Source organism: Cytobacillus sp. IB215316 (genome assembly GCF_033963865.1).
In the GTDB taxonomy this organism is placed as follows: domain Bacteria; phylum Bacillota; class Bacilli; order Bacillales; family SM2101; genus Nanhaiella; species Nanhaiella sioensis.
The window spans coordinates 12,443-35,032 of record NZ_JAXBMC010000019.1; the positions used below are offsets into that span (position 1 = coordinate 12,443).

At 39.2% G+C, this 22,590-nt stretch carries 35 protein-coding genes; all 35 read right to left on the bottom strand.

Annotation, left to right across the window (positions count from 1 at the left end; genetic code table 11):
• Positions 1–145: 145 nt before the first annotated feature.
• The 35 genes from rpsK to rpoC all read right to left on the bottom strand — a co-directional run bounded on the left by rpsK (position 146) and on the right by rpoC (position 22,428).
• Positions 146–535 carry a 30S ribosomal protein S11 gene (rpsK, locus tag SLH48_RS19805; RefSeq protein WP_214483831.1) on the bottom strand — a complete coding sequence of 130 codons (390 nt, stop codon included), beginning with the start codon at positions 533–535 and terminating at the stop codon, positions 146–148.
• Between the two features lie 19 nt (positions 536–554).
• Entirely contained in the window at positions 555–920 is a 366-nt protein-coding gene (gene rpsM, locus SLH48_RS19810; protein WP_214483832.1) for a 30S ribosomal protein S13, read from the bottom strand.
• A 21-nt stretch (positions 921–941) separates the two neighbouring features.
• Positions 942–1,055 carry a 50S ribosomal protein L36 gene (gene rpmJ, locus SLH48_RS19815; protein ID WP_017473641.1) on the bottom strand — a complete coding sequence of 38 codons (114 nt, stop codon included), beginning with the start codon at positions 1,053–1,055 and terminating at the stop codon, positions 942–944.
• Positions 1,056–1,088: 33 nt separating this feature from the next.
• Positions 1,089–1,307, bottom strand: a complete 219-nt coding sequence (gene infA / locus SLH48_RS19820; RefSeq protein ID WP_003348578.1) for a translation initiation factor IF-1 — start codon at positions 1,305–1,307, stop codon at positions 1,089–1,091.
• Complete coding sequence (locus tag SLH48_RS19825) at positions 1,285–1,620, bottom strand: KOW domain-containing RNA-binding protein (RefSeq protein WP_214483833.1); 336 nt, start codon at positions 1,618–1,620, stop codon at positions 1,285–1,287. The genes infA and SLH48_RS19825 overlap by 23 nt, the downstream gene beginning before the upstream one ends.
• A gap of 16 nt (positions 1,621–1,636) precedes the next feature.
• On the bottom strand, positions 1,637–2,383 hold the full coding sequence (gene map / locus SLH48_RS19830) for a type I methionyl aminopeptidase (protein ID WP_320211084.1): 747 nt from the start codon (positions 2,381–2,383) through the stop codon (positions 1,637–1,639).
• On the bottom strand, positions 2,380–3,033 hold the full coding sequence (locus SLH48_RS19835) for an adenylate kinase (protein ID WP_320259553.1): 654 nt from the start codon (positions 3,031–3,033) through the stop codon (positions 2,380–2,382). Before SLH48_RS19835 ends, map begins: the two co-directional genes overlap by 4 nt.
• Before the next feature lie 49 nt (positions 3,034–3,082).
• On the bottom strand, positions 3,083–4,378 hold the full coding sequence (gene secY / locus SLH48_RS19840) for a preprotein translocase subunit SecY (RefSeq protein ID WP_214483835.1): 1,296 nt from the start codon (positions 4,376–4,378) through the stop codon (positions 3,083–3,085).
• Positions 4,378–4,818: a 50S ribosomal protein L15 gene (rplO, locus tag SLH48_RS19845; protein WP_214483836.1), complete on the bottom strand. Its 441-nt coding sequence runs from the start codon at positions 4,816–4,818 to the stop codon at positions 4,378–4,380. The genes secY and rplO overlap by 1 nt, the downstream gene beginning before the upstream one ends.
• 31 nt (positions 4,819–4,849) lie before the next feature.
• On the bottom strand, positions 4,850–5,032 hold the full coding sequence (rpmD, locus tag SLH48_RS19850; RefSeq protein ID WP_214483837.1) for a 50S ribosomal protein L30: 183 nt from the start codon (positions 5,030–5,032) through the stop codon (positions 4,850–4,852).
• A 13-nt stretch (positions 5,033–5,045) separates the two neighbouring features.
• On the bottom strand, positions 5,046–5,546 hold the full coding sequence (gene rpsE / locus SLH48_RS19855; protein ID WP_214483838.1) for a 30S ribosomal protein S5: 501 nt from the start codon (positions 5,544–5,546) through the stop codon (positions 5,046–5,048).
• A gap of 20 nt (positions 5,547–5,566) precedes the next feature.
• Entirely contained in the window at positions 5,567–5,929 is a 363-nt protein-coding gene (rplR, locus tag SLH48_RS19860) for a 50S ribosomal protein L18 (protein WP_214483839.1), read from the bottom strand.
• 34 nt (positions 5,930–5,963) lie between these two features.
• Positions 5,964–6,500, bottom strand: a complete 537-nt coding sequence (gene rplF / locus SLH48_RS19865) for a 50S ribosomal protein L6 (RefSeq protein ID WP_320259554.1) — start codon at positions 6,498–6,500, stop codon at positions 5,964–5,966.
• 29 nt (positions 6,501–6,529) lie between these two features.
• Positions 6,530–6,928, bottom strand: coding sequence for a 30S ribosomal protein S8 (rpsH, locus tag SLH48_RS19870; RefSeq protein ID WP_320259555.1), 399 nt, complete (start codon positions 6,926–6,928; stop codon positions 6,530–6,532).
• 31 nt (positions 6,929–6,959) lie between these two features.
• Positions 6,960–7,145: a type Z 30S ribosomal protein S14 gene (locus SLH48_RS19875; protein ID WP_214483842.1), complete on the bottom strand. Its 186-nt coding sequence runs from the start codon at positions 7,143–7,145 to the stop codon at positions 6,960–6,962.
• A gap of 32 nt (positions 7,146–7,177) precedes the next feature.
• Complete coding sequence (rplE, locus tag SLH48_RS19880; protein ID WP_214483843.1) at positions 7,178–7,717, bottom strand: 50S ribosomal protein L5; 540 nt, start codon at positions 7,715–7,717, stop codon at positions 7,178–7,180.
• Positions 7,718–7,742: 25 nt separating this feature from the next.
• Positions 7,743–8,054 carry a 50S ribosomal protein L24 gene (gene rplX, locus SLH48_RS19885; protein WP_214483844.1) on the bottom strand — a complete coding sequence of 104 codons (312 nt, stop codon included), beginning with the start codon at positions 8,052–8,054 and terminating at the stop codon, positions 7,743–7,745.
• A 40-nt stretch (positions 8,055–8,094) separates the two neighbouring features.
• Positions 8,095–8,463: a 50S ribosomal protein L14 gene (gene rplN, locus SLH48_RS19890; protein ID WP_214483845.1), complete on the bottom strand. Its 369-nt coding sequence runs from the start codon at positions 8,461–8,463 to the stop codon at positions 8,095–8,097.
• Positions 8,464–8,506: 43 nt separating this feature from the next.
• The gene (gene rpsQ, locus SLH48_RS19895; protein ID WP_320259556.1) at positions 8,507–8,770 is read right to left on the bottom strand and encodes a 30S ribosomal protein S17; all 264 of its coding nucleotides are present in this window, start codon (positions 8,768–8,770) and stop codon (positions 8,507–8,509) included.
• A 20-nt stretch (positions 8,771–8,790) separates the two neighbouring features.
• Positions 8,791–8,994, bottom strand: a complete 204-nt coding sequence (rpmC, locus tag SLH48_RS19900) for a 50S ribosomal protein L29 (RefSeq protein WP_214483847.1) — start codon at positions 8,992–8,994, stop codon at positions 8,791–8,793.
• Positions 8,984–9,418 (bottom strand): 50S ribosomal protein L16, encoded by a 435-nt coding sequence (rplP, locus tag SLH48_RS19905; RefSeq protein ID WP_214483848.1) that lies wholly within the window; start codon positions 9,416–9,418, stop codon positions 8,984–8,986. The genes rpmC and rplP overlap by 11 nt, the downstream gene beginning before the upstream one ends.
• A gap of 2 nt (positions 9,419–9,420) precedes the next feature.
• A complete protein-coding gene (gene rpsC, locus SLH48_RS19910; protein WP_320259557.1) occupies positions 9,421–10,077 on the bottom strand; it encodes a 30S ribosomal protein S3 in 657 nt (218 codons plus the stop codon).
• Positions 10,078–10,080: 3 nt separating this feature from the next.
• Positions 10,081–10,422 carry a 50S ribosomal protein L22 gene (gene rplV / locus SLH48_RS19915; RefSeq protein WP_214483850.1) on the bottom strand — a complete coding sequence of 114 codons (342 nt, stop codon included), beginning with the start codon at positions 10,420–10,422 and terminating at the stop codon, positions 10,081–10,083.
• A gap of 17 nt (positions 10,423–10,439) precedes the next feature.
• On the bottom strand, positions 10,440–10,718 hold the full coding sequence (gene rpsS, locus SLH48_RS19920; RefSeq protein WP_214483851.1) for a 30S ribosomal protein S19: 279 nt from the start codon (positions 10,716–10,718) through the stop codon (positions 10,440–10,442).
• Between the two features lie 57 nt (positions 10,719–10,775).
• Entirely contained in the window at positions 10,776–11,606 is an 831-nt protein-coding gene (gene rplB / locus SLH48_RS19925; RefSeq protein WP_214483852.1) for a 50S ribosomal protein L2, read from the bottom strand.
• A gap of 27 nt (positions 11,607–11,633) precedes the next feature.
• Positions 11,634–11,921, bottom strand: a complete 288-nt coding sequence (rplW, locus tag SLH48_RS19930) for a 50S ribosomal protein L23 (RefSeq protein ID WP_214483853.1) — start codon at positions 11,919–11,921, stop codon at positions 11,634–11,636.
• On the bottom strand, positions 11,921–12,544 hold the full coding sequence (gene rplD, locus SLH48_RS19935; RefSeq protein ID WP_320259558.1) for a 50S ribosomal protein L4: 624 nt from the start codon (positions 12,542–12,544) through the stop codon (positions 11,921–11,923). The genes rplW and rplD overlap by 1 nt, the downstream gene beginning before the upstream one ends.
• Before the next feature lie 27 nt (positions 12,545–12,571).
• Positions 12,572–13,198 (bottom strand): 50S ribosomal protein L3, encoded by a 627-nt coding sequence (gene rplC / locus SLH48_RS19940; RefSeq protein ID WP_214483855.1) that lies wholly within the window; start codon positions 13,196–13,198, stop codon positions 12,572–12,574.
• 34 nt (positions 13,199–13,232) lie between these two features.
• Positions 13,233–13,541 (bottom strand): 30S ribosomal protein S10, encoded by a 309-nt coding sequence (rpsJ, locus tag SLH48_RS19945; RefSeq protein WP_214483856.1) that lies wholly within the window; start codon positions 13,539–13,541, stop codon positions 13,233–13,235.
• A 371-nt stretch (positions 13,542–13,912) separates the two neighbouring features.
• Entirely contained in the window at positions 13,913–15,100 is a 1,188-nt protein-coding gene (gene tuf / locus SLH48_RS19950; RefSeq protein ID WP_320211093.1) for an elongation factor Tu, read from the bottom strand.
• Between the two features lie 115 nt (positions 15,101–15,215).
• Entirely contained in the window at positions 15,216–17,294 is a 2,079-nt protein-coding gene (fusA, locus tag SLH48_RS19955; RefSeq protein WP_320259559.1) for an elongation factor G, read from the bottom strand.
• 121 nt (positions 17,295–17,415) lie between these two features.
• Positions 17,416–17,886, bottom strand: a complete 471-nt coding sequence (gene rpsG / locus SLH48_RS19960) for a 30S ribosomal protein S7 (RefSeq protein ID WP_214483859.1) — start codon at positions 17,884–17,886, stop codon at positions 17,416–17,418.
• 38 nt (positions 17,887–17,924) lie between these two features.
• Positions 17,925–18,347, bottom strand: coding sequence for a 30S ribosomal protein S12 (gene rpsL / locus SLH48_RS19965; RefSeq protein ID WP_320211095.1), 423 nt, complete (start codon positions 18,345–18,347; stop codon positions 17,925–17,927).
• Between the two features lie 104 nt (positions 18,348–18,451).
• Positions 18,452–18,700, bottom strand: a complete 249-nt coding sequence (locus SLH48_RS19970; protein WP_320259560.1) for a 50S ribosomal protein L7ae-like protein — start codon at positions 18,698–18,700, stop codon at positions 18,452–18,454.
• A gap of 125 nt (positions 18,701–18,825) precedes the next feature.
• Complete coding sequence (rpoC, locus tag SLH48_RS19975; protein WP_320259561.1) at positions 18,826–22,428, bottom strand: DNA-directed RNA polymerase subunit beta'; 3,603 nt, start codon at positions 22,426–22,428, stop codon at positions 18,826–18,828.
• Between the last annotated feature and the right edge of the window lie 162 nt (positions 22,429–22,590).

Below are 22,590 nucleotides of genomic sequence, written 5' to 3' on the forward strand. Positions count from 1 at the left end.
TAGTTTGTCTATGGATGTCTAACCGAAATTCCCCAATAATAAGTTCCCGAATGTGCACAACAACTAAAATAATTAATCTGTTTCGCAATAAAAATGATTTATCATAACCCATTATTGACATGAATTCAAAATCTATACAGAGAAATTATACACGGCGACGTTTTGGTGGACGACATCCGTTATGTGGAACAGGTGTAACATCCTTAATTGCAGTAACTTCAAGTCCTGCTGCTTGAAGTGCACGGATAGCAGCTTCACGTCCAGCTCCAGGTCCTTTTACAGTTACTTCAAGTGTTTTTAAGCCATTTTCTATAGAAGTCTTGGCAGCCGTTTCTGCAGCCATTTGAGCAGCAAAAGGAGTAGATTTTTTAGAACCTTTGAAACCTAATGCACCGGCGCTAGACCAAGAAATCGCGTTACCATGAACGTCAGTGATCGTAACGATTGTATTATTAAACGTTGAACGAATATGTGCAATACCAGACTCAATATTCTTTTTCACACGACGTTTACGTGTATTTGTTTTACGTGCCATTTCTTAAGAACCTCCTTTACTATTTCTTCTTATTCGCTACAGTACGACGTGGACCTTTACGTGTACGAGCATTATTTTTAGAATTTTGTCCTCGAACTGGTAATCCACGACGATGACGAATTCCTCTATATGAACCGATTTCGATTAGACGTTTAATATTTAATGATACTTCACGACGAAGGTCACCCTCTACTTTATAGCCGTCGATGATATCACGGATTTTCCCTAATTCTTCTTCAGTTAAATCACGCACACGAGTATCTTCTGAAACTCCTGCATCAGCTAGAATTTTCTCTGCTTTTGTGCGTCCAATACCAAAAATATATGTTAATGATACTACAACACGTTTATCACGAGGAATATCTACACCAGCAATACGCGCCATTATACGTGCACCTCCTTATGCTTATCCTTGTTTTTGTTTATGTTTTGGGTTTTCACAAATAACCATTACTTTTCCATTTCTGCGAATAACTTTACATTTTTCACAAATAGGTTTAACTGATGGTCTTACCTTCACTGTTCTAACCTCCTTGGTAATAACGGAGTTTAATTATTTAAAGCGGTACGTAATCCGTCCGCGAGTTAAATCATATGGTGATAATTCTACAGTAACTTTATCTCCTGGTAAGATTCGAATGAAATGCATACGAATTTTACCTGAAACATGTGCTAATACTGTATGTCCGTTTTCAAGTTCTACCTTAAACATTGCATTTGGTAATGTTTCTACGACAGTACCTTCAACTTCAATTACATCGTCTTTCGCCATCTAAAAGCTCTCCCTTCTTCAAATCAGTAACTTGCTCATTGACAAACTTTGTTAATGCATAGCGCAATTTCCCGTTTGTCACACGACCAGTTTCACTTATACTGTTCTGAACTTCCGGAGATACGTAATCAAAAAACTCAAGGTGTTGAATATTCTTCTTTTTTGGCCGATCATATTTTCGCTTTTCTCCATCCGCAAGTAAAACAAATCGCTCATCAACACTTTTTATAATTATTGCATACTGTCCAGCGTCTCTGCCTTGAGTGATTAAAACAAACTGACCTATGCGCGGACTCGAATCAGAATCGTTCAACTATTATCACCTTCACTTAGGCTTTTGTTAAAATTTCATAACCAGTCTCTGTAATAACAATCGTATGCTCAAAATGTGCACACATTTTACCATCAACCGTTACAACTGTCCAGTCATCTGCTAGCGTTTTTACATATCGACTACCTGCATTTATCATCGGCTCAATCGCCAATACCATCCCTGGTTTCAATCGCGGCCCTTTATTTGGTGGACCATAATGTGGTATTTGAGGATCTTCATGCAAATCTTGACCAACACCGTGGCCTACATACTCACGAACGACTGAGAAATTATTTTCTTCAGCATACGTTTGGATCGCATGAGAGATGTTTGATAATCTTACATGAGACTTAGCTTCTTTTAAACCCTCATATAATGAATTCTCAGTCACATCTAAGAGCCTCTGTGTTTCTTCAGTAATATTCCCAACTGGATATGTCCAAGCAGAATCACCGTGATATCCATTGTATTTAGCCCCAATGTCTATGCTGATGATGTCTCCATCTTTTAAGACACGATCACCAGGAATACCGTGAACTAACTCCTCGTTTACTGAAGCACATATACTCCCGCGAAAACCATTATACCCCTTAAATGATGGAATTGCATCATGTTTCCGAATAAACTCTTCAGCAATTGTATCCAATTGCTTAGTAGTAATACCAGGTTTAATATGTTTCTGTAATTCCTTGTGAGTCAAAGCAACGATACGGCCTGCTTCACGCATTATTTCTATCTCACGTGGGGTCTTACAAATAATCATTTAGATATGCCTCCAAGCAATTTATCTATATCTACAAATACTTTATCAATTGCTTGTTGTCCATCAATGTTTTGTAAATAACCTTTTTGCTTGTAGAAATTTAATAAAGGCTCTGACTGTTTAATGTTTACCTCTAGGCGAGTTTCTACAGTAGCCTCATTATCATCAGCACGTTGATATAATTCTCCTCCACACTTGTCGCAAACGCCCTCTTGTTGTGGTGGATTAAATACTAGATGATATGTGGAACCACAGTTCTTGCAAATTCTTCTACCTGTTAAACGATCTAATAGTATAGATTTATCAACATTTATATTGATAACAAAATCTATCGTACTGTTCATGGCATGTAGCAATTGTTCTAACGCCTCTGCTTGAGCGACTGTTCGAGGGAAACCATCTAACAGAAAGCCATTTTTACAATCATTTTTACCCAATCTTTCACGAACAATACCTATTGTAACTTCATCAGGAACAAGTTTGCCCTCATCCATAAAAGCCTTTGCTTTTAAGCCTAATTCAGTTCCTTCACTTATAGCAGCACGGAACATATCTCCTGTTGATATGTGAGGAATATTATACTTGCTAACAATTTGCTCTGCCTGCGTACCTTTACCAGCACCAGGGAGCCCCATTAATACGAGATTCATATGTGTTCACCCTCATCTAACAATGAGGAAATGGGAGAACCCCAAAACCTCATGACTTAATAAATCCTTTGTAATGACGTTTTACAAGTTGGCTTTCAAGCTGTTTCATTGTCTCAAGTGCAACACCAACAACGATGAGCAAGCTTGTTCCACCAATTTGTACTGATTCCGGAAGGCTGGTAAATTTAATAAAAATGATAGGAAGAACAGAAATTGCAGCTAAGAAAATAGAACCTACAAATGTAAGACGATATAGTATCCGAGTTACATATTCTTGCGTATTTATCCCTGGACGAATTCCAGGAATATACCCACCTTGTTTTTTAAGGTTTTCTGCCATTTGCTCAGGGTTAACTTGAACAAACGTATAGAAATAGGTAAATGCAATAATTAATGCAACATATATTGTCATACCAACAGGTTCGGTATACCTGAATGTATTTTCAATCCACATAGTAACATCGTTTTGTCCAAAGAATGATGCAATTGTTGGTGGTGTAATAATAAACGATACTGCAAAGATAACAGGTATTACACCCGCAGCATTTACTTTTAAAGGTAAATGAGTAGATTGTCCTCCAACTGGACTACGACCCACTAAGCGTTTTGCATATTGAATTGGAATTTTTCGAAATGCTTGTTGGATGAAAATAACACCAACGACGATTGCAACGATCGCGAGTAGTAATAATACTACCGTAACGATACGTAAGAATAGCTGTTCTCCAGCACCTTCAAATTGTGTTGCATACACTTGGTTAGCGATATTCGGAATGCCTGCCACAATCCCAGCAAAGATGAGGATGGAAATTCCATTACCAACACCGTGAGCTGTTATTTGTTCACCTAACCACATTAAAAAGGCAGTTCCAGCCGTCAATACTAATGCTATTAACAAATAAGTTGGAATGCCAGGATTCTCAATTAAAGCCCCGTTCGACATAGTGTTAAAGCCAATGGACATACCAATAGCTTGAATAAATCCAAGAACTATTGTGCCGTAGCGGGTAAACTGAGCTAATTTACGACGACCAACCTCACCTTGTTTTGACCATTCAGTAAACTTTGGAACAACATCCATTTGAAGTAATTGAATGATAATGGAAGCAGTGATATAAGGCATAATTCCCATTGCAAAGATGGAAAAGTTCTGTAATGCTCCTCCACCAAATGTATTCAATACTCCAAATAGATTGTTTTCTCCTGTAACCTGTAGTACTTCAGCATTGATGTTCGGAACAGGAATAAACGTCCCTATTCTAAACACAACTAGCATTAACAAGGTGAATATTATTTTCTTTCTTATATCACCAACGCGCATAAAATTGGAGATTGTTCGGAACATTAAATCACCTCAGTTTTACCGCCTGCAGCTTCAATTGCTTCTTTTGCAGCAGAAGAGAATTTGTGAGCTTTAACAGTAAGCTTTTTCTCAACTTTTCCTTTTGCAAGGACTTTCAAACCCGATTTAAGCTTACTTACTACACCTGTTTCAATTAATAATTCAGGTGTTACTTCCGTACCATCTTCAAAACGGTTTAATGTTTCAAGATTAACGACCGCATACTCTTTTCGGTTAATGTTCGTAAAACCACGTTTAGGTAGTCGTTGAAACAAAGGTGTTTGACCACCCTCGAATCCTGGACGTACGCCACCGCCAGAACGAGACTTTTGACCTTTTTGGCCTCTACCAGATGTTTTACCATTACCAGTAGCAATACCACGTCCTACACGATTACGAGTTTTACGAGACCCTTCAGCTGGTTTAAGTTCATGAAGTTTCATCAGGGCACCTCCTTATTTACTCATGTTAAAATTATTGTTCTTTTACCGTAACTAAATGTGCAACTTTGTTTACCATGCCGCGAATTGCAGCATTATCTTCATGTACGACCGTTTGATGCATTTTTTTCAAACCTAAAGTTTGAACAGTAACTTTTTGATCTTTAGAACGGCCAATAACACTTCTTGTGAGGGTGATAGCTAATTTCTTTGACATTTCATTTCCCCCCTTATCCTAACAATTCTTCAACTGATTTTCCACGCAACTTTGCAACGTCTTCAGCGCGTTTCATATCCTGAATACCACTAATTGTAGCACGAATCATGTTAATAGGTGTATTTGAACCTAAAGATTTTGATAGGATGTCATGTACACCAGCTAACTCTAATACTGCACGTACAGGACCTCCTGCGATAACTCCAGTACCTTCAGAAGCAGGCTTTAACAAGATTTCTCCAGCGCCAAATCGTCCGATAACTTCATGTGGAATTGTTGTACCAACCATAGGTACAGTAACAAGATTTTTCTTAGCATCTTCTATAGCTTTACGAATAGCTTCTGGAACCTCTTGAGCTTTACCAGTTCCAAAACCAACGTGACCGTTTTTATCACCAACAACAACAAGTGCAGCAAAACGGAAACGACGTCCACCTTTCACTACCTTTGCTACGCGGTTTACGGTAACAACACGTTCTTCAAGTTCTAGTTTACTTGGATCAACACGGACCATCTGTATCCCTCCTTTGACAATTAAAATTCTAAGCCATTTTCACGAGCTGAATCAGCTAACGCTTTAATACGTCCATGGAATAGGTATCCTCCACGATCAAAAACCACTTCTTTAATACCTTTTTCTGACGCACGTTTAGCAACTAACTCGCCAACTTTTTGCGCTGCGTCAACATTACCTGTTGACTCTATGCTTAATTCTTTATCTAAAGTAGATGCACTTGCAAGTGTAACACCATTCACATCATCGATTACTTGCGCATATATGTGTTTGCTAGAACGAAACACATTCAAACGCGGGCGTACAGCTGTTCCTGAAATTTTCGCACGAACACGTCCGTGTCTTTTTTTACGAACTGCATTCTTATCAGGTTTTGTAATCATACTATGCCACTCCTTTCTTATACACTAGGCGGTATTACTTACCAGTCTTACCTTCCTTACGACGTACATATTCGCCTTCATAACGAATTCCTTTACCTTTATAAGGCTCTGGTGGACGTACATCACGAATGTTAGCAGCTAAAGCTCCAACACGTTCTTTATCAGTACCTTTAATAACAATTTTTGTATTCGCAGGCACATCTATTTCGATCCCTGCTTCAGGTTCGATTTCAACAGGATGTGAGTAACCCACATTTAGGATTAGCTTTTTACCTTGCTTTTGTGCACGGTAACCTACCCCGATCAATTCTAGTCCTCTTTCATACCCCTTAGAAACACCTTCAACCATATTAGCAAGTACGCTACGAGTCGTTCCATGTAATGAGCGGTGCTCTTTTGAATCAGATGGTCGAACAACTGTTACAGCGCTCTCTTCTATTGTTAATTCCATATCTGCATGGATTGTACGAGTTAATTCACCCTTCGGTCCTTTAACAATAACGTTTTTATTTTCCTCAGTTACCGTTACACCTGCAGGGATAACAATTGGTTTTTTACCAACGCGTGACATAAATTACACCTCCATTCTAAAAAAACTTTTTACCAAACGTAAGCTAGTACTTCTCCGCCTGTTTGCTTTTGACGAGCTTCCTTGTCAGTTAACACGCCTTGAGAAGTAGAAACGATCGCAATTCCTAAGCCATTAAGTACACGAGGTACCTCATCAGCTTTAGCGTATACTCGTAAACCAGGTTTACTAATACGTTTTAATCCAGTAATTACACGTTCATTATTTGCACCATACTTTAAGAAAATACGGAGAATACCTTGTTTGTTATCTTCAATAAATTCCACATCACGAACGAAACCTTCACGTTTTAAAATATCAGCGATATCTTTCTTCATGTTTGAAGCAGGAACCTCTAATTTGTCGTGACGTACCATGTTCGCATTGCGAATACGAGTAAGCAAATCTGCAATAGGATCTGTCATCACCATAATATTTTTACCTCCTTCCCATATCTGGGTTTTACCAACTTGCTTTTTTTACACCTGGGATATGTCCCTTATATGCTAATTCACGGAAACAAATACGGCAAAGTTTAAATTTTCTTAGCACTGAATGAGGACGTCCACATCGTTCACAACGTGTGTACTCACGCACTTTAAACTTTTGATCACGTTTTTGTTTTACGACCATTGATTTTTTAGCCACATTTTCGCCTCCTTATATTTAGATGGCACTGATTACTTTTGGAACGGCATACCCATTTGAGTTAATAATTCACGAGCTTCTTCATCAGTATTTGCAGTGGTTACGATAACGATATCCATACCACGAACTTTCGAAACTTTATCATATTCAATTTCAGGGAAAATCAATTGTTCTTTAATCCCTAATGTATAGTTACCACGACCATCGAATGATTTTTTAGATACACCACGGAAGTCACGTACACGTGGAAGTGCTACAGACACTAGTTTATCTAAAAATTCATACATACGCTCACCGCGTAAAGTTACTTTTGCACCAATTGGCATTCCTTCACGAAGACGGAAACCAGCGATAGATTTCTTTGCTTTTGTAACTACAGGCTTTTGACCAGTTATTGTTGTTAATTCTTCAACAGCATTATCTAATGCCTTTGAATTTGCAACTGCATCTCCAACACCCATATTTACAACTATTTTTTCAAGTTGAGGTGTTTGCATAACTGATTTATAACTAAATTTACTCATAACACTAGGAGTAATTTCTTTTTGATATTTTTCCTTTAGGCGGTTCATAGTAGTACCTCCTTTCTACAACTAGTTATTTATCTAATAATTCACCAGATTTTTTTGCATAGCGTACGTTTTTGCCATCTACTTGCTTATGTCCAACTCGCGTAGGTTCACCCGACTTTGGATCTAATGGCATAACATTTGATACATGGATAGGTGCCTCTTGGCTGTTAATCCCACCTTGGGGATTTGCTTGTGAAGGTTTAGAATGCTTCTTCACAATGTTCACACCTTCCACAAGAACTCTACTTTTCTTTGGGAATGCAGCAAGGATAACTCCTTGTTTACCTTTATCCTTACCTGAAATCACAAGTACTTTATCACCTTTTTTTACATGCATCTTATCTGCACCTCCTTGATAAGGCATTTCAATTTTCAAATTAAAGAACTTCAGGAGCTAATGATACAATTTTCATGAAGTTGCTATCACGTAATTCACGAGCTACCGGGCCAAAAATACGAGTACCACGTGGACTCTTGTCGTCACGGATAATCACACATGCATTTTCGTCAAAACGGATGTAAGAACCGTCTGGGCGTCGTGCTCCTTTTTTCGAACGTACAACAACAGCCCTAACTACTTCACCTTTTTTGACAACGCCTCCTGGTGTTGCTTGTTTCACTGTACAAACAATTACATCACCAATATTTGCATATTTACGTCCAGAGCCACCTAGAACTTTAATTGTTAACACTTCACGAGCTCCAGAATTATCAGCAACTTTCAACCGAGATTCTTGTTGAATCATTCACGAAACCTCCCTTCGGATATAAAATTCATCCGACCTTGTATTATATAATTACCGCTTTTTCAACTACTTCTACTAAACGGAAACGTTTTGTTGCAGATAGTGGACGTGTTTCCATTACTTTAACTACATCGCCAACTTTTGCAACATTTTGCTCATCATGTGCTTTGAATTTCTTCGAATACTTAACACGTTTCCCATAAAGCGAATGAGTTTTGTATGTTTCAACTAATACAGTAATCGTTTTGTCCATTTTGTCAGATACAACACGACCTGTATACACTTTACGTTGGTTGCGTTCACTCATTTAAGCAAACCTCCCCTCATTTATCGATTATTCACACCGATCTCTCTTTCACGTATCACAGTTTTCATACGAGCGATCGATTTACGTACTTCGCGAATACGAGCTGTATTTTCAAGTTGTCCAGTCGCTAGCTGGAAACGTAAATTGAATAACTCTTCTTTTAAAGACTTAACTTTTTGTTCAATTTCGGCAGTGGTAAGGTCACGAATTTCATTAGCTTTCATTAGATTCACCACCAATTTCTTCTCGTTTTACAAACTTACATTTTACTGGAAGTTTATGTGATGCAAGGCGAAGTGCTTCACGTGCCACCTCTTCAGGTACACCTGAGATTTCAAACATAATCTTACCTGGTTTTACAACAGCAACCCAGCCCTCTGGAGCACCCTTACCGGAACCCATTCGAACTTCTAGAGGTTTAGCTGTATATGGCTTGGATGGGAATATTTTAATCCATACTTTACCGCCACGTTTCATATAACGTGTCATCGCAATACGAGCAGCCTCGATTTGGCGGTTAGTAATCCAAGACGCTTCTAGCGCTTGTAAGCCGAACTCACCGAAATTAACTTCAGTGCCGCCTTTTGCACGACCGCGCATTTTACCGCGGTGTTCGCGACGATACTTAACGCGTTTTGGCATTAACATGATTATTTTCCTCCTTCCTCTTTATTCTTCTTTGTAGGAAGGACTTCTCCACGATAAATCCATACTTTTACACCTAATTTACCATAAGTAGTATCAGCTTCAGCTGTACCGTAGTCTATGTCAGCACGGAGCGTATGAAGTGGAACTGTTCCCTCACTGTAATATTCTGCACGAGCGATATCTGCACCACCTAAACGCCCAGATACCATTGTTTTGATCCCTTTTGCTCCAGCGCGTAAAGCACGTTGAATTGCTTGCTTTTGCACACGACGGAAAGATACACGGTTTTCTAATTGACGAGCAATATTGTCTGCTACTAATTTAGCGTCTAAATCAGCTCTCTTGATTTCTACGATATTAAGGTGGACACGTTTACCTGTTAACGCATTTAACGCTTTACGAAGTGCTTCTACTTCTGATCCACCTTTACCAATAACCATTCCTGGTTTTGCAGTGTGAACTGAAATATTTACACGGTTAGCCGCGCGTTCAATTTCCACTTTTGATACAGCAGAGTCACTTAATCTTTTAGTAATGTATTCACGAACCTTAAGGTCTTCATGCAACAAGTCTGCATAGTCCTTATCAGCATACCACTTTGATTCCCAATCACGGATGACTCCTATACGCAAACCGACTGGATTTACTTTTTGTCCCACTGATTATCCCTCCTTCTTTTCTGATACCACTACAGTAATGTGGCTCGTACGTTTATTAATTTGACTAGCACGTCCCATTGCACGAGGGCGAAAACGTTTCATAGTCGGGCCTTCGTTAACATACGCTTCTTCAACAACTAAATTATTAACATCCATCTCATAGTTGTGTTCTGCGTTTGCAACAGCTGATTTTAATACTTTTTCTACTATTGGGGAAGCCGCTTTGTTTGTTAAGCGTAAAACTGCTAATGCTTCACCAATTTGCTTTCCTCGAATTAAGTCCGCTACTAAGCGAGCTTTACGAGGCGCAATTCGAACTGTTCTTGCAACAGCTTTTGCTTGCATTTAGGATGCCTCCTCTCTTAACGTCTTGTTTTCTTGTCATCACTAGCGTGACCTTTATACGTACGAGTTGGTGCAAACTCTCCAAGCTTGTGACCAACCATGTCTTCACTTATATATACAGGCACATGTTTTCGACCATCATAAACTGCAATTGTATGACCAATGAATTGAGGGAAAATCGTTGAACGACGAGACCATGTTTTAACCACACGCTTACCATCGGTTTCATTTAAGCCCTCAATTTTTTTCATTAAATGATCATCTACAAAAGGTCCTTTTTTTAAGCTGCGTCCCATATGTGAACCTCCCTTCGCGATTGGCATACGGTTCCTGTGAACCGTAGCACAACCCCGTTATTTTTTACGACGACGCACGATGAATTTATCTGACTTCTTATTTTTCTTGCGCGTTTTATAACCGAGTGTTGGTTTACCCCAAGGTGTCATTGGTGACTTACGTCCGATAGGAGCTCTACCTTCACCACCACCATGTGGGTGATCAACCGGGTTCATTACAGATCCACGTACAGTTGGGCGTTTACCTAACCAACGAGAACGACCTGCTTTACCGATATTAATAAGTTCGTGTTGTTCATTACCAACTTGACCAATAGAAGCACGGCAAGCAGCTAATACCATACGAACTTCACCTGAAGTTAAACGTACTAAAACGTATTTTCCTTCTTTACCAAGAACTTGAGCAGATGTTCCAGCTGAACGTACTAATTGTCCACCTCTACCTGGTTTAAGTTCAATGTTATGAATAACTGTACCAACAGGAATATTAACTAACGGTAATGCATTACCCACTTTAATATCCGCTTCTGGACCAGACATGATTTCCATGCCCACTTCTAAATTTTTCGGAGCTAGAATATAACGCTTTTCACCATCAACATAGTTTATTAACGCAATATTAGCTGATCTATTTGGATCATATTCGATTGTAGCAACGCGTCCTGGTATACCATCTTTGTCGCGTTTAAAATCAATGATGCGGTATTGACGCTTATGACCGCCACCTTGATGACGTACTGTTAATCTACCTTGGTTGTTACGTCCACCCTTTTTATTCAAAGGAGCCAATAACGACTTCTCGGGAGTATCAGTAGTGATTTCTGCAAAATCAGATACCGACATACCACGACGACCATTTGAGGTAGGTTTATACTTTTTAATCGCCATCTCTATTTCCCTCCTTCACTAGTAAACTTATACTTCAAAAAGTTCGATTTCTTTGCTATCAGCAGTTAACTTCACGATTGCTTTTCTGCGACGATTAGTATAACCACTATGACGACCCATACGCTTGAACTTACCTTTGTAGTTCATGATGTTTACTTTTTCTACTTTCACATCAAAAATTGCCTCAACAGCATCCTTGACTTCAGTTTTATTAGCTTTCACATCAACGTCAAACGTATATTTTTTCTCTTCCATTAAATCTGTAGAACGTTCTGTAATAACGGGGCGCTTAATAATATCACGAGGTTCTTTCATTACGCAAGCACCTCCTCTACTTTTTCCACCGCATCTTTAGTGATCACAAGTTTATCGTGGTTTAATAAGTCCAGTACGTTCACACCTGTAGCAGATACAACTGTTACTCCAGGAATATTACGCGCTGAAAGAGTCACGAATTCATTTTGATCAGCAGTTACGATTAACGCTTTGCGATCTGCAGAAAGACTGTTTAAAATGTTTACCATTTCTTTTGTTTTAGGAGCATCAAATGCTAGGCTCTCTAATACAACGATATCATTTTCAAGCACTTTTGTTGATAGTGCTGATTTAAGTGCTAAGCGACGTACCTTCTTAGGTAGCTTATAGCTGTAGCTTCTAGGTGTAGGTCCGAATACTATTCCACCACCACGCCATTGTGGAGAACGAATTGATCCTTGACGAGCACGTCCAGTACCTTTTTGACGCCAAGGTTTACGTCCACCGCCACGTACTTCAGAACGACCTTTTACTTTGTGAGTTCCTTGTCTTAAGGAAGCTCTTTGCATAATAACTGCATCGAATAATACACTCTTGTTAGGCTCAATACCAAATACAGATTCTTTAAGCTCTACTTCACCTACTGTAGAACCATTTTGACTATATAATGTTACTTTAGGCATTGGTATATTCCTCCTTTCTTACAAAAATTACTGTGCCTTAACCGCACTATTAATAGTTACAAGACCTTTTTTTGGTCCTGGGACATTACCTTTAATAAGTAAAATGTTACGTTCAGCATCGATTTTTACAACTTCTAAGTTTTGAACAGTTATACGTTCTCCACCCATACGTCCAGGTAAAAGCTTTCCTTTGAATACACGGTTTGGATCAACAGGTCCCATTGAACCAGGACGACGGTGATAGCGCGAACCGTGTGACATAGGGCCGCGTGATTGTCCGTGGCGCTTAATTGCACCTTGGAATCCTTTACCCTTTGAAATACCTGTAACATCTACTACATCGCCTTCAGAGAAGACGTCAACTTTGACTTCCTGACCAACTTCATATTCCTCAACGTTCAGCCCGCGGAATTCACGGATGAAGCGCTTAGGCGTAGTATCCGCTTTTGCAACATGTCCTTTAGCTGGTTTGTTAGCAAGCTTTTCACGCTTGTTATCAAAACCAAGTTGTATAGCTTCATAACCATCTGTTGCTTCAGTTTTCTTCTGAAGAACTACGTTAGGTGAAGCCTCAACTACAGTAACTGGTACAAGTACATCTCCAACGAACACTTGTGTCATACCAATCTTTCTACCTAAGATTCCTTTGGTCATTCGTCACACCTCCTGTTATCTAACTTATTATTTATTATAGTTTAATTTCAATATCTACACCTGACGGCAAGTCTAAACGCATTAGTGAATCTACTGTTTTTGGAGTAGGATTTACGATATCAATTAAGCGTTTATGTGTACGCATTTCAAATTGCTCACGAGAATCTTTATACTTATGAACAGCACGAAGAATCGTATAAACAGACTTTTCAGTTGGTAACGGAATCGGACCAGAGACATTTGCACCTGATCGCTTAGCTGTTGCTACGATTTTTTCTGCAGATTGATCAAGAATTCGGTGATCGTAAGCTTTTAAACGAATACGAATTTTTTCTTTTGCCATTATTTTCCCTCCTTTTTCGCCTATTTTATTTAATAGACATTCTCCGTGGAAATTTCCCCACACTCGCCATGGCAAAGCGGCCGGGTGTGTCAGCAACCTTCCACATCATCGCAGTCAAAGACCAACATTCACTATTATATAAAAAAATCACACCTAATGCAATAGCAAATTTTAATCTATCAACTTTTTTAACCCACGACTTAGTATACACGCCTTACAGTCTCTTTTCAATTACTCTAGCACAACATACTATTAGCAGTTTTTGTTAATGCTCTTTTAGGGGCCTTTTGTTCTTCAGGTTCCTTGACAAAAAGCCATTCCATAAAAAAAACAGGTCTACGTATAAACGCAAACCTGTTTCTTTTCTATTATTACTCAGTGATAGTAGCTACTACTCCAGCACCTACAGTACGTCCACCCTCACGAATAGAGAATTTAGTACCTTCTTCAAGTGCGATAGGAGCGATAAGCTCAACTGTCATTTCAATGTTATCCCCAGGCATAACCATTTCTACGCCTTCTGGAAGATTAACGATACCAGTTACATCAGTTGTACGGAAGTAGAACTGAGGACGGTAGTTTGTGAAGAATGGAGTATGACGTCCACCTTCTTCTTTTGATAATACGTAAACTTCAGCTTTAAATTTTTGGTGTGGAGTAATTGAACCAGGCTTAGCTAAAACTTGCCCACGCTCAATGTCTTCACGTGATACACCACGAAGTAATGCACCAATGTTGTCTCCAGCTTCAGCATAATCAAGAAGCTTACGGAACATTTCTACACCAGTAACTGTAGTTTTGCTTGACTCTTCAGCTAAACCGATGATTTCGATTTCATCTCCAACATTTAATTTACCGCGGTCAACACGACCAGTAGCAACTGTACCACGACCAGTGATCGAGAATACATCCTCAACTGGCATCATGAAATCTTTTTCTGTGTCACGCTCTGGAGTTGGGATGTAGTCATCAACTGCAGCCATTAACTCAATAATTTTTTCTTCGTATGCAGCGTCTCCTTCAAGAGCTTTAAGAGCTGAACCTTGGATAACAGGAATGTCATCACCAGGGAAGTCATACTCAGATAATAAGTCACGCACTTCCATTTCTACTAATTCTAGTAACTCTTCGTCATCTACCATATCACATTTGTTTAAGAAAACAACGATGTAAGGTACACCAACCTGACGAGAAAGAAGGATGTGCTCACGAGTTTGTGGCATTGGACCATCAGAAGCTGAAACAACTAGGATAGCTCCATCCATTTGCGCCGCACCAGTAATCATATTTTTAACATAGTCAGCATGTCCAGGGCAGTCTACGTGTGCATAGTGACGAGTGTCAGTTTCGTACTCAACGTGTGCAGTAGAAATTGTAATTCCACGCTCACGCTCTTCTGGCGCTGCATCAATTTGATCATATGCTTGTGCCTCTGCTCCACCTTTTTTAGCAAGAACAGTTGTTATTGCAGCAGTTAAAGTTGTTTTACCGTGGTCAACGTGACCAATTGTACCGATATTCGCATGTGTTTTGGAACGATCGAATTTTTCTTTACCCATTATAATTTATCCTCCTTAATATACATATCATAATTTATATAAGATAGTAGTTGCTATCTTGAACTACTTTCTTTCTTACATAAGTAGTTATACTTTAATAAATGGAATAAATCAATTATTCACCTTTATTTTTCTTAATAATTTCTTCTGAAATTGCTTTTGGTACTTCTTCGTAGTGATCAAAGTGCATTGAGAATGTACCACGTCCTTGCGTATTAGAACGCAATGAAGTAGCATATCCAAACATTTCAGATAATGGAACCATCGCACGAACGACCTGTGCGTTACCGCGAGCTTCCATACCTTCAACGCGACCACGACGTGATGTAACGTCACCCATGATGTCTCCTAAGTACTCATCAGGCATTACAACTTCAACCTTCATAATAGGTTCAAGGATGACTGGGTTACATTTAGAGATCGCATTTTTCAATGCCATAGATGCTGCGATTTTAAAAGCCATCTCAGATGAGTCAACATCATGGTAAGAACCATCTACAAGAGCAGCTTTCACATCAACTAGTGGATACCCAGCAAGTACACCATTGCCCATTGCATCTTCTAATCCAGCTCCAACGGCTGGAATGTACTCACGTGGAACTACACCACCGACGATTTTATTTTCAAACTCAAAACCCTTACCTTCTTCGTTTGGTTCGAATTCGATCCAAACGTGACCGAATTGTCCACGTCCACCTGATTGACGCGCGAATTTCCCTTCAACTTTAGCAGCAGCACGGAAAGTTTCACGATATGCAACCTGTGGAGCACCTACATTTGCTTCTACCTTGAACTCACGACGCATGCGATCAACGAGAATGTCTAGGTGTAATTCACCCATACCTTCGATAATTACTTGGCCTGTTTCTTGGTCAGTATGCGCTCTAAACGTTGGATCTTCTTCTTGAAGTTTTTGAAGAGCTGTTGTCATTTTATCTTGGTCAGCTTTTGATTTTGGTTCGATCGAAAGTGAAATTACCGGCTCTGGGAATTCCATAGACTCAAGAATAACTTGATTTTTCTCTTCGCTCAACGTATCACCTGTAGTTGTAACTTTTAGTCCAACTGCAGCTGCGATATCACCAGCGTAAACTTTTGATATCTCTTCACGTGAGTTTGCGTGCATTTGTAAAATACGACCAACACGTTCACGTTTACCTTTTGTTGAGTTTTGTACATAAGAACCCGCGTCTAATGTTCCTGAGTATACACGGAAGAATGTTAATTTACCAACAAATGGGTCTGTCATAACTTTGAATGCAAGTGCTGAGAACGGCTCATCGTCACTAGAAGGACGAGTAACTTCTTCGTTAGTATCAGGAAGAGTACCTTTGATAGCCGGAACATCTAATGGTGATGGAAGATAGTCAACAACTGCATCAAGCATTAATTGAACACCTTTGTTTTTGAAAGCTGATCCACAAATTACTGGATAGAACTCAACATTAACTGTTCCTTGACGGATTGCAGCTTTAAGCTCTTCCTTAGTAATTTCTTCGCCGCCTAAGTATTTTTCCATTAACTCTTCATCAAGCTCAGCAACCGCTTCAACTAACTTTTCACGGTATTCTTCTGCTTGATCCTTATACTCTTCAGGAATCTCACGAACTTCTATATCAGTTCCTAAATCATTCCCGTAAAATACAGCGTTCATTTCAACTAGATCAATAATACCGTGGAATTCATCTTCCGCTCCAATTGGTAGTTGGATTGCAGCTGCATTCGCTTGTAAACGATCGTGAATAGTGCTTAGAGAATATAAGAAGTCTGCACCGATTTTGTCCATTTTATTAACGAACACCACTCGGGGAACTCCGTAAGTAGTCGCCTGACGCCAAACTGTTTCAGTTTGAGGCTCAACGCCTGATTGAGCATCAAGAACTGCTACTGCTCCGTCAAGCACACGAAGTGAACGCTCAACTTCAACAGTGAAGTCTACGTGTCCTGGTGTATCGATGATATTAACGCGGTGACCTTCCCACTGTGCAGTTGTCGCAGCAGAAGTAATAGTAATACCACGTTCTTGTTCTTGCTCCATCCAGTCCATTTGAGATGCACCTTCATGAGTTTCACCGATTTTATGAATACGACCAGTGTAATAAAGTACACGCTCAGTTGTTGTTGTTTTACCAGCATCAATATGTGCCATGATACCGATATTTCGAGTCTTTTCTAAGGAGAACTCTCTTGCCATTGGGTCTTTCTCCTTCCATTATAAAGTATCGTATTATAATTATTAGTTGACCATCAAAGAGTCAATGGAGATCTTATAATGATTCACATTGCTCTTTATTAGGTCGATCAAGTTTATTGGATTACCAACGATAATGAGCAAATGCTTTATTCGCTTCAGCCATTTTATGCGTATCTTCACGCTTTTTAACTGCAGCACCTGTATTGTTAGCTGCATCTAAAATTTCGTTAGCTAAACGCTCTTCCATCGTTCTTTCTCCACGAAGACGTGCATAGTTTACTAACCAACGAAGTCCTAATGTAGTACGACGATCAGGGCGCACCTCAACTGGTACTTGATAGTTAGATCCACCAACACGGCGAGCTTTAACTTCCAATACTGGCATGATGTTTTTAAGAGCTTGCTCAAAAACTTCCATAGCTTCTTTACCAGAACGTTCTTTTACTAATTCAAACGATTTGTAAAGAATATCTTGAGACTTTCCTCTTTTTCCATCAACCATCATTTTATTAATTAAGCGTGTTACTAGCTTTGAATTGTAAATCGGATCTGGTAACACGTCTCTTTTTGCAACGGGTCCTTTACGAGGCATTGATATTCCTCCTTTCAGTCATTGTTCTTACTATGTTGTTATTTTTTTGCTGCTTTAGGTCTTTTCGTTCCATATTTAGAACGACTTTGCATGCGGTTATCAACACCAGCAGTATCTAACGCACCACGAACGATGTGATAACGTACCCCTGGTAAGTCTTTTACACGTCCGCCACGGATTAATACAACACTATGTTCTTGTAGATTGTGTCCAATCCCAGGAATATATGCTGTAACTTCAATTCCGTTCGTTAAACGAACACGAGCATATTTACGAAGTGCTGAGTTCGGCTTCTTAGGTGTCATTGTACCTACACGTGTACATACACCACGTTTTTGTGGAGATGAAACGTTAGTTTGTGACTTTTTGAAGCTATTGTACCCTTTATTCAAAGCAGGGGACATTGATTTTTTAACTTTCGTCTCGCGACCTTTGCGTACTAATTGATTAATAGTAGGCATCTTGTTTCCTCCTTCCGTATGTTGCTAAGACCACACATCCAGGTGGTTCATTTTTTTACAAAAACAAAGTTTTTGTAGAAAATGATATTTCCACAAAAACAGTTTTAATAAATAATTGCAACTGTTGCTGCTCCCACTTCAATTCCACAAGCTCTACCTAGCTGCTTCATTGAATCTACTTTATTAATAGGCACATCGTTCGCTTTAGCTACATTCATAATTTTACTAATTATGCGTTCATCAGCATCAGCAGCAACGATCACTTCTTTCACAGCTTCCGATTTGAGAGCTTTAACCGTCTGCTTTGTACCTATAATAATCTTTGTTGCCTGTGATACTTTTTCATAAGACAACTTTAATATCCTCCAAAGTAACAGGTTATTTGAAACACCTTTGCAATAATAACATTCTGTTCAACAAATGTCAACAAGAAAAAAAGTTGCTTATAGAGGAGGTTACAAACACTCCTCTATAAACTTCAGTCAACAATTACTGCAGCTTCTTCTTCAATAATCGATGGTAATTCTGGTGTGGCTTTGCGATACTGTGTCATTCCAGTACCAGCAGGAACCAATTTACCAATAATTACATTTTCTTTCAACCCAAGTAAATCATCACGTTTACCTTTAATAGCTGCATCCGTTAACACACGCGTTGTTTCTTGGAATGAAGCGGCTGATAAGAAAGAATCTGTCTCTAATGACGCTTTCGTAATACCTAATAGTACTGGACGACCAGTTGCAGGTGTTTTACCTTCTAATAGCACTTTTTCATTTGCATCTGTAAATTGGTGAATATCTAGTAACGATCCAGGTAACACATTTGTATCACCAGCATTATGGACACGTACTTTACGAAGCATTTGTCTTACCATTACTTCGATATGTTTATCACCAATCTCAACACCTTGCATACGGTATACGCGTTGAACTTCTTTGAGTAAGTACTCCTGAACAGCAGTCATATCTTTTACTTTCAACAACTCTTTAGGATCGATTGAACCTTCAGTTAGCTCTTGGCCACGCTCTATGACCGAACCTTCCGCTACTTTCAATCTTGCGTTATATGGTGCAAGATAATTTCTTGTTTCTACATCATTTCGTATAACAATTTCATGCTGTCTATCACGCGCTTCTTTGATTTCGACGACAGTTCCATCGATTTCAGAAATAATCGCTTGACCTTTTGGATTTCGTGCTTCAAATAATTCTTGAACACGAGGGAGACCTTGAGTAATATCGTCTCCTGCAACCCCACCTGTATGGAATGTACGCATTGTTAACTGTGTTCCTGGTTCTCCAATTGATTGAGCAGCAATAATACCAACAGCTTCCCCAACTTCAACTTCCGAGCCAGTAGCTAAATTGCGTCCATAACACTTCTTACATACACCATGACGAGTATTACATGTGAATGCTGAACGGATCCAAACTTCTTCTACACCCGCCTCAACTATTACACGCGAAAGATCTTCATCAATTTGTTCATTTTCTGCAACAAACACTTCCCCAGTTTCTGGGTGTTTAATTGCTTTACGAGCATATCTACCAATCAAACGCTCTTCAAGCTTCTCAATTACTTCCGTACCTTCCATTAATGAACGAATAAACAATCCTCTGTCCGTGCCGCAGTCGTCTTCACGTACAATAACATCCTGGGCAACATCAACTAGACGACGAGTTAAGTAACCAGAGTCAGCTGTTTTTAACGCTGTATCTGCTAAACCTTTACGAGCACCGTGTGTAGAAATAAAGTACTCTTGTACGTTCAGCCCTTCACGGAAACTTGATTTAATCGGTAATTCAATAATTCTACCAGCTGGGTTGGCCATGAGTCCGCGCATCCCTGCAAGCTGAGTAAAGTTAGATGCGTTACCACGAGCACCTGAATCACTCATCATAAAGATTGGGTTACGCTTATTTAATGACGCCATTAATTTCCCTTGAATAACATCCTTAGCTGAGCTCCAAATAGATATCACTCGATCAAAACGCTCATCATCTGTAATAAGTCCGCGCCTGAATTGCTTTATGACAGTATCTACTTTGTTCTGAGCTTGATTTAATATTTCTTGTTTTTCAGGTAACACGACAATGTCTGATACTCCTACTGTAATACCAGCCTTTGTAGAATACTTAAAGCCTAAATCTTTCATGCGGTCAAGCATTTTGGATGTTTCGGTGATCTTGAATCGTTTAAACACTTCAGCAATGACATTACCAAGAATTTTCTTCTTGAACGGATCAATGATTGGACGTTTTTTAATCTCTTCCTTAACATCAACCGTCTTCTCAATAAAATACTTCTCTGGTGTTTTTTCTTCTAAGTTAGACTTGGTTGGCTCATTAATGTACGGAAACGACTTAGGTAAAATTTCATTGAAGACTAACTTACCTACTGTTGTTATAAGTAATTGATTATTTTGTTCTTCCGTGAAGTTTGGATTATTTAACGTTCCTGCATTTACAGCTACTCTCGTATGAAGATGGACATAGCCATTTTGATACGCTAGAAGTGCTTCATCAGTATCATTAAATATCATTCCTTCTCCAACGGCTCCTTCGCGTTCCATCGTTAAATAATAATTACCTAAAACCATATCCTGTGATGGTGTAACAACTGGTTTTCCGTCCTTAGGATTTAAGATATTTTGAGCTGCTAGCATAAGAAGACGTGCCTCAGCTTGTGCTTCTGATGATAAAGGTACGTGAACTGCCATTTGGTCACCGTCAAAGTCAGCATTATATGCTGTACAAACTAACGGATGGAGGCGAATTGCTCGACCTTCTACCAAAGTAGGTTCAAATGCTTGAATACCTAATCTATGCAATGTTGGTGCACGATTTAACAATACTGGATGCTCTTTAATAACTGATTCTAATACATCCCAAATTTCTGGCTGTAAACGCTCAATTTTACGTTTGGCACTTTTAATATTATGAGCAAGACCTTTTTCCACTAGCTCTTTCATAACAAATGGTTTAAAAAGCTCTATTGCCATTTCTTTAGGCAGACCACATTGATACATTTTTAAATTTGGTCCAACGACAATTACGGAACGACCTGAATAATCAACACGTTTTCCAAGTAGGTTTTGACGGAAACGTCCTTGTTTCCCCTTCAACATATGTGATAATGATTTCAGAGGTCTATTTCCTGGACCTGTTACCGGTCTTCCACGTCTTCCATTATCTATAAGTGCATCAACAGCTTCTTGCAGCATTCGTTTCTCATTTTGTACAATAATGCTAGGTGCACCAAGATCTAACAATCGCTTCAAGCGATTATTTCTGTTAATGACACGACGATATAAATCGTTTAAATCTGATGTAGCAAACCTTCCACCATCAAGCTGTACCATAGGACGAAGTTCAGGTGGAATAACAGGTAAAACATCCAAGATCATCCACGACGGATGATTGCCAGAGTTTCGAAATGCCTCAAGCACTTCAAGTCGTTTAATCGCACGAGTACGACGCTGGCCTTGTGCTGTTTTTAATTCCTCTTTTAGACTTTCTACTTCTTTTTCTAAATTAATATCCTGAAGAAGCTTTTTAATCGCTTCTGCTCCCATCGAAGCCTGGAATGTTTGCCCATATTTTTCTCGATACACACGAAATTCTTTTTCAGAGAGCAACTGTTTCTTGTCTAACGGCGTATCACCTGATTCAGTTACTACGTAAGACGCAAAATATATTACCTCTTCTAGTGCACGAGGAGACATATCTAATACAAGTCCCATGCGACTTGGAATACCCTTAAAATACCAAATGTGCGTTACCGGTGCAGCGAGTTCAATATGTCCCATGCGTTCACGACGAACTTTAGCACGCGTGACTTCTACTCCACATCGGTCACAAACTACACCTTTATAACGAACACGTTTATATTTTCCACAATGACATTCCCAATCTTTTGTAGGACCAAATATGCGTTCACAAAATAAACCGTCCTTCTCTGGTTTAAGAGTACGATAGTTTATCGTTTCAGGTTTTTTCACTTCACCGAATGACCAAGAGCGAATCTTATCTGGTGAAGCGAGTCCAATTTTCATATATTCAAAGTTATTTACGTCTATCAAGGGGCCTACCTCCCTTTTAGTCTCAGGTTTTCCCTTTACACCCAAACTCAATTATACCTAGATGCTCAAAAAGCTAGTGAATAACAACTGTTAAACTAACTAACAAAATGTTTTCGCCATCCTTTTTTGAACACATATTAATATAGAATTTCAAAGGGGATA

Excerpts from the sequence above, each read along its gene's own strand:
- rplN (WP_214483845.1), bottom strand. The coding sequence starts at position 8,463 with ATGATTCAACAAGAATCTCGGTTGAAAGTTGCTGATAATTCTGGAGCT.
- rpsG (WP_214483859.1), bottom strand. The coding sequence starts at position 17,886 with ATGCCTCGTAAAGGACCCGTTGCAAAAAGAGACGTGTTACCAGATCCG.
- rpsE (WP_214483838.1), bottom strand. The coding sequence starts at position 5,546 with ATGGTCCGTGTTGATCCAAGTAAACTAGAACTTGAAGAACGTGTTGTT.
- rplR (WP_214483839.1), bottom strand. The coding sequence starts at position 5,929 with ATGATTACAAAACCTGATAAGAATGCAGTTCGTAAAAAAAGACACGGA.
- rpsH (WP_320259555.1), bottom strand. The coding sequence starts at position 6,928 with ATGGTGATGACAGATCCTATTGCAGATTTGCTTACTCGTATTCGCAAT.
- fusA (WP_320259559.1), bottom strand. The coding sequence starts at position 17,294 with ATGGCAAGAGAGTTCTCCTTAGAAAAGACTCGAAATATCGGTATCATG.
- rpsS (WP_214483851.1), bottom strand. The coding sequence starts at position 10,718 with ATGGGACGCAGCTTAAAAAAAGGACCTTTTGTAGATGATCATTTAATG.
- rplV (WP_214483850.1), bottom strand. The coding sequence starts at position 10,422 with ATGCAAGCAAAAGCTGTTGCAAGAACAGTTCGAATTGCGCCTCGTAAA.
- rplX (WP_214483844.1), bottom strand. The coding sequence starts at position 8,054 with ATGCATGTAAAAAAAGGTGATAAAGTACTTGTGATTTCAGGTAAGGAT.
- rplD (WP_320259558.1), bottom strand. The coding sequence starts at position 12,544 with ATGCCTAAAGTAACATTATATAGTCAAAATGGTTCTACAGTAGGTGAA.
- secY (WP_214483835.1), bottom strand. The coding sequence starts at position 4,378 with ATGTTCCGAACAATCTCCAATTTTATGCGCGTTGGTGATATAAGAAAG.
- rplE (WP_214483843.1), bottom strand. The coding sequence starts at position 7,717 with ATGAACCGCCTAAAGGAAAAATATCAAAAAGAAATTACTCCTAGTGTT.
- rplC (WP_214483855.1), bottom strand. The coding sequence starts at position 13,198 with ATGACCAAAGGAATCTTAGGTAGAAAGATTGGTATGACACAAGTGTTC.
- rplP (WP_214483848.1), bottom strand. The coding sequence starts at position 9,418 with ATGTTAATGCCAAAACGCGTTAAGTATCGTCGCGAACACCGCGGTAAA.
- rpmD (WP_214483837.1), bottom strand. The coding sequence starts at position 5,032 with ATGTCAAAGAAATTAGCTATCACCCTCACAAGAAGTGTTATTGGCCGT.
- rplF (WP_320259554.1), bottom strand. The coding sequence starts at position 6,500 with ATGTCACGCGTTGGTAAAAAACCAATTGTTATCCCTGCAGGTGTAACG.
- tuf (WP_320211093.1), bottom strand. The coding sequence starts at position 15,100 with ATGGGTAAAGAAAAATTCGATCGTTCCAAAACACATGCGAATATCGGT.
- infA (WP_003348578.1), bottom strand. The coding sequence starts at position 1,307 with ATGGCGAAAGACGATGTAATTGAAGTTGAAGGTACTGTCGTAGAAACA.
- map (WP_320211084.1), bottom strand. The coding sequence starts at position 2,383 with ATGATTATTTGTAAGACCCCACGTGAGATAGAAATAATGCGTGAAGCA.
- rpsM (WP_214483832.1), bottom strand. The coding sequence starts at position 920 with ATGGCGCGTATTGCTGGTGTAGATATTCCTCGTGATAAACGTGTTGTA.
- rplB (WP_214483852.1), bottom strand. The coding sequence starts at position 11,606 with ATGGCGATTAAAAAGTATAAACCTACCTCAAATGGTCGTCGTGGTATG.
- rplO (WP_214483836.1), bottom strand. The coding sequence starts at position 4,818 with ATGAAACTTCATGAACTTAAACCAGCTGAAGGGTCTCGTAAAACTCGT.
- rpsQ (WP_320259556.1), bottom strand. The coding sequence starts at position 8,770 with ATGAGTGAACGCAACCAACGTAAAGTGTATACAGGTCGTGTTGTATCT.
- rpsJ (WP_214483856.1), bottom strand. The coding sequence starts at position 13,541 with ATGGCAAAAGAAAAAATTCGTATTCGTTTAAAAGCTTACGATCACCGA.
- SLH48_RS19835 (WP_320259553.1), bottom strand. The coding sequence starts at position 3,033 with ATGAATCTCGTATTAATGGGGCTCCCTGGTGCTGGTAAAGGTACGCAG.
- rpmC (WP_214483847.1), bottom strand. The coding sequence starts at position 8,994 with ATGAAAGCTAATGAAATTCGTGACCTTACCACTGCCGAAATTGAACAA.
- rplW (WP_214483853.1), bottom strand. The coding sequence starts at position 11,921 with ATGAAAGAACCTCGTGATATTATTAAGCGCCCCGTTATTACAGAACGT.
- rpsL (WP_320211095.1), bottom strand. The coding sequence starts at position 18,347 with ATGCCTACTATTAATCAATTAGTACGCAAAGGTCGCGAGACGAAAGTT.
- rpsK (WP_214483831.1), bottom strand. The coding sequence starts at position 535 with ATGGCACGTAAAACAAATACACGTAAACGTCGTGTGAAAAAGAATATT.